The sequence below is a fragment of the Aurantibacter crassamenti genome (genome assembly GCF_016811105.1).
In the GTDB taxonomy this organism is placed as follows: Bacteria; Bacteroidota; Bacteroidia; order Flavobacteriales; family Flavobacteriaceae; genus Aurantibacter_A; species Aurantibacter_A crassamenti.
Genome location: NZ_JAFBGM010000001.1, coordinates 2,496,659 through 2,508,745, shown reverse-complemented (window position 1 = coordinate 2,508,745; position 12,087 = coordinate 2,496,659). Strand labels below are relative to the sequence as shown.

The window sequence follows — 12,087 nt, the reverse complement described above, 5'->3', positions numbered from 1 at the left end:
TCTTGAAGATGAAAAAAATACAAAAACAACTCGCAATATTAGGTTTGGTTATGTTAGTCATGATTACATCATGTTCTAAAGACTGGTTAGATCCACAACCAAAATCTTTTTTCAGCCCTGAAAATGTTTATGTTGATAAAGATGGCTTTGAATCAATGCTTTTTACCTTGAGAAAAGCATTAAAATCTGAAAATACTGGATATTTAAATTCTATAGCTGCTGAGTATTCAGCATCTGATTTGGCATCACCTTGGTCTCAGTTAGATTTTCACAAACTAACACCCAATCAATCGCAATACTATCCTTTCTTAGATTTTTTTACTGAGACATTTGGACATATTAAAAATGCAAATGTTGCGATATCTAGAATCGATGATATTGAATGGGTCAATCAAGAAGATCGAAATGTAATTTTAGCCGAAGCTTTATGGCACAAATCATATTGGTACTATCGTCTAGTACATACATATGGAGATGTACCGTTTGTAAATGAGGAAATCACAGGCGAAAAACTAGATTTTCAATCAACAAGCAGGTTGACCATTTTAGCAAAATTGCAGGAAGACTTAGAGTTTGCTGCGCAATGGTTACCAGCAAGTGTAGGGCCTGGTGATATTTCTCAAGGTGCGGCAAATTATTTATTGACAAAAGTTTATTTAGCAAGTAACGAATTCGACAAGGCTCTTGCCACAATAAACAAGGTAATTGAAGGACCTTACTCATTAATGGAAAGTAGATTTGGTGTTGATGTAGCTGATACAAAACGTAACCTAATCTGGGATCTTCACCGCCCTAAAAACTTCAACACTCCTGAAAACAGAGAAACAATTCTTGCAGTAGTTGATCGCTATGAAGCTCCGTCTGATGCAAGGTCTGATGGATTATTTACAATGCGTAATTACAACGCACAATGGTTTCAACCAGCGGTTTTAGATAGTCAAGGTGCTCCTGGAATGACTACTGACGGTACTGGTAAAGTTATGTATGATTCATTAGGTAGAGGTAACTGTAATGTTCGCCTTACACATCATTACCAATATAAATTATGGAATTATGGTGGACAGACTTGGGATAACACGCAAGATTTAAGACGTGCTGATATTAACTGGACAGATAAGGATGAATTACTATACAACAACCCTGCTTCGGTAGATTTCGGAAAACCTGTGAATGAAGCATATTTTGCTCAAGAACTGGATACTTTTAAATACATATATGCAATGCCATATTATATTATGCATGTTCCACAAGATGACCCAACTGCAAGACCGATGGGTGGAAATGGAGATTGGTATTTATTCAGATTGGCTGGGGCTTACTTACTTAGAGCTGAGGCGTATTACTGGAAAGATGATTTTGCAAATGCTGCAAATGATATTAACAAAGTAAGGGCAAGAGCCAACGCTTTACCTATAACATCAAGTGATGTTACGCTTGATTTCATTTTTGATGAACGAGCTAGAGAACTTTTTGCTGAAGCACCAAGACACTCAGAATTAGTTCGGGCATCTTATATACTTGCGCAACTGAATAGAGATGGTTATAGCCTTAGTACGTTTGGAGATAAGAATTACTATTATGACCGTGTTATGAGGTATAATAAAACCTATGAAAAGAAAGTAACTTTATTAGGCAACACAGCTGGTATGGAACCATTTCATGCCCTCTGGCCAGTACCTTCTAAAATTATAACAGCTAATACACTAGGTGTTATCAACCAAAATTATGGTTATGATGGCTATGCTGGTAACGTTCCCCCATTAGAAATAATTGAATAATTATAATGAATGGAGTAAAATGAATATTCCTTAAATGGAAATTGACCAAAATTCGAAAATCAAATAGAATGATGGTTACTAAACTATTTTAAAGTAGTTGATTGAGTTAATTGAGTTGTAAAGGGGTGCTAAATTTTTAGCACCCTTTTATTTTTTAATAAGTGCAACTAATACTGCTTTTAATATTAGATTGTAATAATTTTTGAACGCAGATAATGCCTTATATCTTATTTCACTATTTACAAAAGCAACATTAATAGTTTAATTCTATATTAAACAAAATCCATTTCTTCCAGCCTATTCAAACCATTATATCAATGAAATGAAAATGGCTAAAAATACCTAAAACAGCCACCTAGGTTCCTGTTTCTCTTTGAAACGCAAATTACTTTTGCATAAGTATTTTAGATAAAACTCACTAAATTTTGAATACATATTTAATGTACCTTCATCATAAAAACAGTTAAGATGAATTTAAGGGATGGCGTAAAAAACGCTGACAATAAAACATCGTTAGAAAGCAATAGGTTATCCAATTTTGTAAAGGATAAAAGCAAATCTTTGGTGGACAGATTAGAGTGTTTTGAAGATATTATTAGCTTAGAAGTTGGCGATACCGGACTCTCAAGAGCTAAATCCTTTGAAAGAGAATTCAACATAAGACAACTATTCATTAAATATGAAGGTGACAACCCCACGGGTACACAAAAAGATCGAATTGCTTTTGCACAAATTTATGATGCATTAAGACGTGAGTTTAATACTGTTTCACTAGCAACCTGTGGTAATTATGGTGTTGCTATAGCACTAGCTTCTAATTTAGGCGGTATACATTGTAAAATATATATTCCTGAAAGTTATCATACTGATAGGGTATTAGAAATGGAATTACTAGGTGCTGAAATTATTAGGCTGCCAGGCAGTTATGAAGATGTAGTTAAATCAAGTAGCGTATTAGCACAAAAACATGATTGGTATGATGCCAACCCTGGCGGGGCAAATACGCCGCTTCAAATTTCTGCTTATGCTCAGATTGCCTATGAGATTTATGAAGATTTAGGCGATGCACCAAAATATTGTGCAGCGCCAGTTTCTAACGGTACTTTGTTTGCTGGTATTTACAGAGGGTTTGCAAGTCTTTATAAAAAAGGCAAGACCTCAAGAATACCTAAAATGATAGCTGCGTCGTCTACTAGAAAAAACCCTATTATACAGTCTTTTGTGCAAGGATTAGACCATTGTAAAGATCTAAAACCAGAAATTATAAAAGAAACTAAGTACAACGAACCACTAATTAATTGGCACAGTTTTGATGGTGAAGAGGCACTTTATGCAATTCGAGAATCCAAAGGCGAAGCTTATAACGTAAGTGATAAAAAAATGAAGGAAATGACATCCTTCTTATTAAAAAAAGAGGGGTTCAAAATTCTTCCAGCGTCAACTGCAGGACTAATCGGCTTATTAGATATGCATGAAAAAATGAATTTTGAACCAGACCGTTTTGTGGCGGTTTTAACAGCAAAAAATTAAAAGTAAATGAAGAAAAAAATAGATGGTAAAGCACTGGTATTTTGTGAAGGTGCTTTTAATACGCCAAATGGAAAAACTGCACATGGCTTAGTTAGGTTCACTGAACGATATCAAATTGTTGGTGTTATAGATAGTACCTATGCTGGAAAAGATGCCGGAAAAGTTTTAGATGGTAAAAACAATGGAACTCCAATTTTCAAAGGAATTGAATCTGCTATTAAAGAACTTAAAGAAACAGGTAGTATGCCTAAAACATTAGTTGTGGGTTTGGCTCCAGATGGTGGTCGATTACCAAACGAAGCTAAGGCTACATTAGAAAAAGTGTTGCGCTTGGGTTGGAATATTGACAGTGGTCTTCATGACTTTATAAGCAATGACAAAAAGTTAATGACTATTGCCGATGAAAATAACTGTCGTGTGCGCGATATTCGAAAAACACCAGATAGAGATACACTTCATTTTTTCTCAGGAGAAATTGAAAAAGTAGATTGTTTAAAACTGGCAGTTTTAGGAACAGACTCTGCTATCGGAAAACGCACTACTGCTTGGCTTATTGTCAAAGGGTTTAGAGACCATAATTATAGTGCTCAAATGATTGGCACGGGTCAAACAGCTTGGATGCAAGGTGCAAAATACAGTATGGTTATGGACAGTTGTATCAATGATTTTGTTTCAGGTGAAATTGAGCACGCAGTTGTTAGTGCCTATAAAAATGAAAAACCAGATGTTGTTGTAATTGAAGGACAAGGAAGCTTAATGAATCCGGCATACCCCGGAGGTTTTGAGATTTTGGCAGCAGGTCGCCCAGACTTCGTGGTATTGCAACACGCTCCAAAACGTATAGAATATGATGGGTTTCCAGGTTACAAATTACACACATTAAAAAAACAGATTAGTGCAATTGAGATGATTTCTGGAAAGAAAGTAATTGCCATAACAGTAAACCATGAAGGAATGACTAAAGATGAAATACTACCGGCTTGTGCAGAGATTACAAAGCAAACAGGGTTGCCAGCTTTTGATGTACTTGCAAATGGTGTAGATGGTTTAATTAAAGTTCTCGAAAAGCAACTGAATATTTATAAAAAGTAAGCATGAGAATTACAAAAGTGTCTTACGAACGGTTAAACTTGAAGCTTTCAGAACCTTATACTATAGCTTATGAAACCATTTCAAAGACCACTAATTTTATTTTAAAAATAGAAACTGATTCCTCATTAGTTGGCTATGGTTGTGCTGCACCTGATATAGAAGTGACACAAGAAACAGCCGCGGATGTTGAACAAGCCATTAACCAAACTATAATTCCTTATTTGATAAATGAAAACCCATTTCATTATGCTAGAATAATTGATGACCTTAGGGGATTACTCAAAGTAAAATCTTCAGCCATTGCAATGGTCGATTTGGCACTTTTAGACTTGGTAGCCAAAAAATGCGATGTGCCTTTATATCAATTTTTGGGCGGCTACCGAACTGAAATTGCAACTAGTATTACTATCGGTATTCTTCCCTTGGATAAAACTTTAGAACAAGCCTCAGATTTTATAGCAAGAGGATTTTCGATTATAAAGGTGAAAGGTGGATTAAGCCTAGAAGAAGACATTCAAAAGATGATTCGGTTACGCGAAAATCATCCTAAATTAATTCTTCGCTTTGATGGTAATCAAGGATATAGTGTTGAAGATTCTTTGGCATTTGTAAAGGCTACAGAAAATGTCGGAATTGAAATTTTCGAACAACCTACAAAAGTGGGTAAAGATGAACGAATGGGCGAAGTGACCAATCAAGTAGCCATTCCTGTTATGGCAGATGAAAGCTTAAAAACCCTCAAAGATGCTTTTCGTTTAGCCCAAAACGAACGTTTAGATATGGTCAATATTAAACTACAAAAAGTTGGAGGAATACTTGAAGGAATGCATATCAACTCAGTTGCTAAATCAGCAAAGCTAGAAGCTATGGTAGGGTGTATTGATGAATGCGGATTAGGTATTTCTGCTGGGTTACATTTTGCCTTATCAAGACCCAATATTAAATATGCGGATCTTGATGGACATTTAGACATAGAAGAAGATCCTTTCAAGAAACTATTTCGACTTGAGAAAGGAATATTATACCCTAGTGAATATCCTGGGTTAGGTAAAATCACCTTATAATTTTGGAAGTAGCAGTTATTTATTTAGGATTCCTAATTACGGCGTATGCCGTTATTGCGAATGACGTTATTCAGACCTTAGGAACATTTATTGCATCTAACCATAAAACCAAATGGTGGTATTTATGGACTTTTGCATCATTTATTCTTGTAATTACCTTGTGTTACGGTTGGTTCAACAATGCAGGTGATGTATCGTATGGCAGATTAGATAATATTCCACTACCAGAGCATATACCGTGGTGGTATCTACTTGCTCCCCTATCACTACTAATTATAACCCGCTTCGGAATACCCGTAAGTACTACGTTTATGATTTTGAGTGTTTTTTCTTCAGGACAAGTTATTGAGAAAATGATTTTAAAGTCTGTTTTAGGGTATTCCCTAGCTTTTACATCAGCATTAATTCTCTATTACTTTATAGCCAAACGTTTTGAATCAAAAGCTTCTTTACGGCTGATGGATAAGAAAAAACAAAAGCCATATTGGATCATAGCGCAGTGGTTTTCAACGGGCTTCTTGTGGTCACAATGGCTTATACAAGATTTTGCCAATATTTTTGTTTTTCTTCCACGAAGGCTAAACTTGCAAGAATTAATAGTGTCAATTGGTGCTATTTTACTAATAATGGCATACATTTTCAATAAAAGAGGTGGAAAAATTCAAGGTATCATAAATCAAAAATCAAATATTCAGCATATTCGATCAGCCACTTTAATTGATTTATGTTACGGTTTACTCCTTTACTTTTTAGGAACTTTGAGTTCTATACCAATGAGCACCACGTGGACCTTTATTGGTATTTTAGCTGGAAGAGAAATAGCTATTAATTATTTACTGGATAGAGATAAATTAAAAATATCGTATGCACATATACTCAAAGACTTCGGTAAAGTAAATATGGGTTTGATTGTCAGCGTTATTATTGCATATGCAATACAATATTTTAAATAAGTATCTTCTTTAAGTAAGACCCTTAGTATTTAATTTTATGCCCTTTTTTTAATAAAAATCTTACTAAAGTTAGCAGCTGTTTTATGGCACACTTAAATATCCGTTAAATACTTAAATAAGATTCGTTTTTTTACCTAAAAACCTACTAAATACGCTTTTTTCACGTTATTTTTGAAAGGGTTTCTTTATTTCAATTTTAAACTGAATTTTTTAAGGTTGAAATAAAATTTTACGGCCTAAAAGTATTTAAATAAACACCGTTTTAATGATCAAATTTTTGTTCCCTAAATTTAATTTACTTCCAATAAAATTAAAATTTAAAGTAGCATTCTTCCTTCTGGCACTAGTGGTATCATTTTCTTCTTGTAATTCAACATCTTTTGAAGAACCATTTATTAGTTTAGAAAATTATCAAATAGAAGAAGGTTTTGATTTACAAGTCATTGCATCAGAGCCATTTTTGGAAGCACCAGTTGCAATCGATTTTGATAATTCTGGTCGTATGTGGGCTGTTGAATTAAAGGGGTATATGCCCAACCTTGAAGGCACCGGAGATCATTTACCTAGTGGAAGTATTACTATTTTAGAAGACTTAGATAATGATGGAGTTACTGATCACTCAAAAGTATTTTTAGATAGTCTTGTTTTACCACGTGCTATTGCACATGTGTATGACGGTTTGTTATATGCAGTACCGCCAAATCTATGGTTTGTCGAAATTAAAGATGATAAACCCGAAAACAGAATATTGGTTGATTCTGTATATTCTGAAGGTGGTAATGTAGAACATCAACCAAATGGGTTAATGATGCATACTGACAATTGGATTTATAGTGCTAAATCTAATTACAGATACCAAAGAAAAAACGGGAAATGGTTAAAAGAGTCTACCACATTACGTGGCCAATGGGGAATCACTAAAGACAATTTTGGAAGATTATATTACAACAACAATTCAACCCAATTAATTGGTGATTATGTACTTCCGAATACTATAATTCAAAATGAATATTTTAAACCTAAAGCTGCTTTAAACCATTCGCTAACACCCAATCAAAGAGTATATCCATTACATGCTACTTCTGTAAATAGAGGTTACCAAAAGGGTATTTTAAATAAAGACAGTATTTTAATAAATGTTACATCGGCATGTGGCCCACTTATTTATAGAGGTGGCTTATTTGGAGATGAGTACAAAGAAAATGCTTTTGTACCTGTACCAGAAGGGAACCTTATAAAACGGCTTAAGCTTTCTTTTGACTCATTAAAAACAACAGCAACACCTGTGTGGGAAAACAAAGAATTTATTGCTTCAACAGATGAAGGATTTCGCCCAGTTAACATGTTTAATGGCCCTGATGGTAATATGTATATTGTTGATATGCATAGAGGCATTATTCAAGACAAAGCTTTTTTAACCCCCTATCTCCACGATCACATGGCAGCTAAAAAATTAGATACCATTGTGGGAATGGGTCGAATATTAAAAGTTACAAGCAAAAGTAATCCGGCTAAGAAAATAAAAGCAATTGATAAATTATCAATTGCAGAATTAGTTGATTTATTAGAAGGTTCAAATGGTTGGTTGCGCGACAGAGCACAACAGTTATTAGTTTTTAAGAATGAAAAAGAGGCAATACCGCGCTTAGAAGAAATACTGAAAAATAAAGAAAACTCAATAGCACAAATTCATGCCATGTATACTTTGGCAGGCATGGATGCTTTAGACTTTGACACTTTAAATAGTATACTTACTTCAAACAATGACAGCTCAGTTATTAGTCATGCATTAGTCTTAATCGAAAATTATGCATCTGCTAATCATGTAAATTCTATGATTAAAATAGTTGACGAATTACGTCAAAAGAACAACCCACAAATTGATTTGTACATAGCATTAACTGCTGGAAAATGGATAGAGTTCGATGAAGAACATTTTTTTTCAATCGTATTAGAATTAACAAATTCGTATGAAGAAAATGATATTTATCAGGAGGCCATTGTAAGTAGTTTAGGTAATTCGGAAAGGAAATTTTTAGCGTACGCAGAAACTAATAAAATTAATGATTCTACTGCCTTAATTGACTTGTTAGACGGTACGCTAACCAATATTAGTAAAAATAAAAAGAACTCAATTTACACCAGTACTTCTGTGGGTACTGATTCTAGAACTGCCGGTTATAAGATATTTAGGAATTATTGTGCTACTTGTCATGGAGTTGATGGCGAAGGTATTGATGGTCTAGCACCACCATTAAAAAACTCGGAGTATGTTACCGAATCGTCTAAAAAGCTAGCTCTAATAATTCTTCATGGTCTCGCAGGACCAATACATGTAAATGGTAAGCTATATGAACTTAATAACACAATGCCTGGCTTAGCTAACAACCGAGATTTCACAGATAAAGATATTCGGAATATTATAAGTTATATGAATAATGCTTTCCCAAGTACATCTAAGAGAATAAAGGTTGAAGACATAAAAGAACTTCGGAATCAAAAGCCAAAAAACGGTGTGTTTAGCGAAAAGGAATTATTGGAAATTGAAGATTAAAAAAATAACAACTAATTTACTTTAATTCAGTTTCAAAATTGTTTTCTATTTTTTTAGTTCATTCTATGAACCTATTATTATTCTTAATAGGATTATTCACTTTATACTATCTTCAGAAAAATCTATATTTTTATAGATAACTACCGACTAATATTTAAACTTTCTGAGTACCATTATTCCAAAGATGTAATTCATTTGCTTTGCTGTAGAATTCGTTTTTAAGATGACTATTGTTTTTTAAGTTCATCCTAAAAAACGCAATCGGAAAAGAAAATTGTTTGCGCAGAAAACTTTTGCTTGCACTACTCCCCTACTTACTAAATTTGATTTTCAACTACTTTTAAATTTTAATAGTAACTTATAGAAGTAAATTAATTACTATAAGAAATATTCACTGCAAATATTTATGAGTAAAAAGAACTTCATTTTAAAATCTAGTATTTCAGGACTCCTTCTTGTTTTTCTGATGGTGATTTTTGCTTCAAATAATAAAATAGAAACCTACGAAGCACTGCCGAAACTAAACAGCAACTGTCCGCCTGGTTTTAAAAAAAATGTAAATAATGAGTGCATTGCGCAGAATTTATACATGCAATACAATTCATCAAATAATAAAGGTGTTGGAGGGTTGCAAACGGGACTTCCAAAAATACGTGATGGATTTTCGCCACAAGAAATTGACTTAGGTCGATATTTATTTTTTGACCCCATTCTGTCTGGTGACGGTACTATGTCTTGTGCAAGTTGCCATGACCCATCCAAAGGTTTTAGTGACGGACAGAAAACAAGCACCGGAAATAATAAACAAAAATTAAAGCGTGCAGCTCCTTCACTTTGGAATGTAGCTTATTTAAAAAACCTATTTTGGGATGGTCGGGCTACCACCTTAGAGGAGCAAATGCAAGAACCGTTATTTTCTAAAATAGAAATGAATAATTCGCCAGAAAATCTTGTGCAAATTATAAACTCTATCGAAGAATACAGAAATATGTTTACTGAAGCTTACCCTAAAAAAGATGAAAATTCATTTATTGAGCTAAATGAAATTTATAAAGCTCTTGCTGCATTTCAATCCTCATTAATTTCTTTAAACAGTAAGTATGACCGTTATGCTCATGGTTATCATGAAGCTTTAAATAAAAATGAAATTGAAGGTATGAATGTCTTTCGCTCATTTGTAGCGAGATGCGCAGAGTGTCACACTCCACCACTATTTACTAACCAGCAGTTTGCAGTTATTGGTTCTCCCGAACCAAATGGTCTACCCCTAGATCCAGGTGCCCAAATACCATTTAATGATAGTACGCTTAGAGGGGCCTTTAAAGTTCCTAGTTTAAGAAACATCGAAAAAACTGCTCCATATATGCATTCAGGTAATTTTGCAACGCTACGAGAAACGGTTGAATTTTACACAAAAGGTCGTGGTCATGCTGTACCCAAAAATGAAAATCTAATAATTCATTGGCATATTTGGGAGCCTGAATTAAGTGATTATGAATTAGATCGTCTTGTTGACTTTTTAAAATCCTTGACCGACGAAACTTTTACACCAAAAATTCCTGAGACATTACCTTCAGGATTAAACCCTTCTGTTTAACAAAAAACGTACACATGAAATCTACCGTCTTAAAATTTATCAGTGCAATTGTCATATTGGCAATTGGTGTTTTTTTAGGGAAATCGCTTTTCTCATCTGTTTCTGAAACAACAGCACCTTTACCATCTACAATGACTTACAGAAACGCAGGTTTATCAAGTGATACTACTCAAATTGCGCAAAGCAAAACCTTCACTGGTGAGATTTTAGAAGTTAAAAACGGAAGCTCAATTCAAGAAGCAGTTACAAAAGCAAAACCAGGAGATTTAATTCGTGTTTTTCCTGGCACCTATTCTGAAAATGTATTTATTGATAAAGATGATATTAGTTTACAAGGTGTGGTTATCAAAGGTGAGTGGCCTACACTAAATGGCAAAAAAGAAATTAACGACGCCATACTTTATTCAGGAAACGGCATTTTAATAGAGAATTTTAAAATTGTCAATTACAAAGGAAATGCCATTATGGGGCAAGCCGGAAATAATTTTGTGATTCGTAATAACTGGATAATTGATACGGGTGTCTACGGCATATTTCCGCAATATGGTAAAAACGGACTTATAGAACATAATGTATTAAGTAAAATTGCAGATGCTGCTATTTATGTAGGCATGTGCGATAATGTTGATGTTTTACACAATGAAGTATTTGATAATGTTGCGGGTATCGAAATTGAGAATTCTAGGCATTGTTTAGTTGAAAATAATTATGCGCATAACAATACTGGTGGTCTTCTGGCTTTTGTAACTCCAGGGCTTCCAATAAAAACAACCTTTGATGTTATCTTAAGAAACAACTTTGTAGTAAATAATAATCACGAAAATTTTGGAGCTCCAGGTTCAACTGTTTCCGGTATTCCAGCAGGAACAGGTATTTTAATAATGGCTGCTGATGATGTGATTGTTGAAAATAACATTATTACAGGCAACAACAATACAGGTATTACAATTGTTGATTTAGCCACGGGTGACCCCAAAGCAAATGATCCTAATTCTGAAGGAAATCCTGATCGGGTGACCATTTTAGATAACATCATGTTTGAAAATGGTAATGATCCCACAGGAGAAATTAAAGCTATTATGCTTACTCAATTGGACACTAAAGGCCCTGATATTTTTGCGTATGGTGGCGGTACCGGAAGTACAATTAGAGACAAAAACAGATACCGAACTTTTGGCCTTGATGGTTATGGTATAGCACAAATAACCGACACAAAAGATATACCCACAATGATGACGCCATCTCCTGTTCCCCCTAGATCAGTTTCCAAACAAGAACTTGGCGAATTAACCTATTATGGAGTATGTGCTGGGTGTCACGCCTTTGGTACTCGACTGATTGGACCACCTACTGAAATCATTCAAGCCATTCATAATGACAACCCACAAGGTATTGTAGACTATATTACAAAGCCTAAGAATTTGCGTGATGATTATCCTGAAATGCCTCCACAAGATTACTTATCAAATGAAGCGAAAATGGCTGTGGCAGAATACATCTTGTCAATCAAACAATAGGA

General features: G+C 34.3%; 8 protein-coding genes. All 8 read left to right on the top strand.

From position 1 onward, the window contains the following. Positions 1 to 8 precede the first annotated feature (8 nt). The 8 genes from JQC67_RS10345 (at position 9) to JQC67_RS10310 (ending at position 12,085) form a co-directional block, all read left to right on the top strand. Positions 9 to 1,778 carry a RagB/SusD family nutrient uptake outer membrane protein gene (locus JQC67_RS10345; RefSeq protein ID WP_203252733.1) on the top strand — a complete coding sequence of 590 codons (1,770 nt, stop codon included), beginning with the start codon at positions 9 to 11 and terminating at the stop codon, positions 1,776 to 1,778. A gap of 468 nt (positions 1,779 to 2,246) precedes the next feature. Further along, the gene (locus tag JQC67_RS10340; protein ID WP_203252732.1) at positions 2,247 to 3,308 is read left to right on the top strand and encodes a pyridoxal-phosphate dependent enzyme; all 1,062 of its coding nucleotides are present in this window, start codon (positions 2,247 to 2,249) and stop codon (positions 3,306 to 3,308) included. Between the two features lie 6 nt (positions 3,309 to 3,314). Beyond that, positions 3,315 to 4,400, top strand: a complete 1,086-nt coding sequence (locus tag JQC67_RS10335) for a DUF1611 domain-containing protein (protein ID WP_203252731.1) — start codon at positions 3,315 to 3,317, stop codon at positions 4,398 to 4,400. Positions 4,401 to 4,402: 2 nt separating this feature from the next. Continuing rightward, on the top strand, positions 4,403 to 5,464 hold the full coding sequence (locus tag JQC67_RS10330; RefSeq protein WP_203252730.1) for a mandelate racemase/muconate lactonizing enzyme family protein: 1,062 nt from the start codon (positions 4,403 to 4,405) through the stop codon (positions 5,462 to 5,464). A gap of 2 nt (positions 5,465 to 5,466) precedes the next feature. Beyond that, positions 5,467 to 6,417, top strand: a complete 951-nt coding sequence (locus tag JQC67_RS10325; protein ID WP_203252729.1) for a hypothetical protein — start codon at positions 5,467 to 5,469, stop codon at positions 6,415 to 6,417. Between the two features lie 265 nt (positions 6,418 to 6,682). After that, positions 6,683 to 8,971 carry a DUF7133 domain-containing protein gene (locus JQC67_RS10320; protein ID WP_203252728.1) on the top strand — a complete coding sequence of 763 codons (2,289 nt, stop codon included), beginning with the start codon at positions 6,683 to 6,685 and terminating at the stop codon, positions 8,969 to 8,971. 406 nt (positions 8,972 to 9,377) lie between these two features. Further along, positions 9,378 to 10,568, top strand: a complete 1,191-nt coding sequence (locus tag JQC67_RS10315) for a cytochrome-c peroxidase (RefSeq protein WP_203252727.1) — start codon at positions 9,378 to 9,380, stop codon at positions 10,566 to 10,568. A gap of 14 nt (positions 10,569 to 10,582) precedes the next feature. Next, positions 10,583 to 12,085, top strand: a complete 1,503-nt coding sequence (locus JQC67_RS10310) for a parallel beta-helix domain-containing protein (RefSeq protein WP_203252726.1) — start codon at positions 10,583 to 10,585, stop codon at positions 12,083 to 12,085. Positions 12,086 to 12,087: the final 2 nt, after the last annotated feature.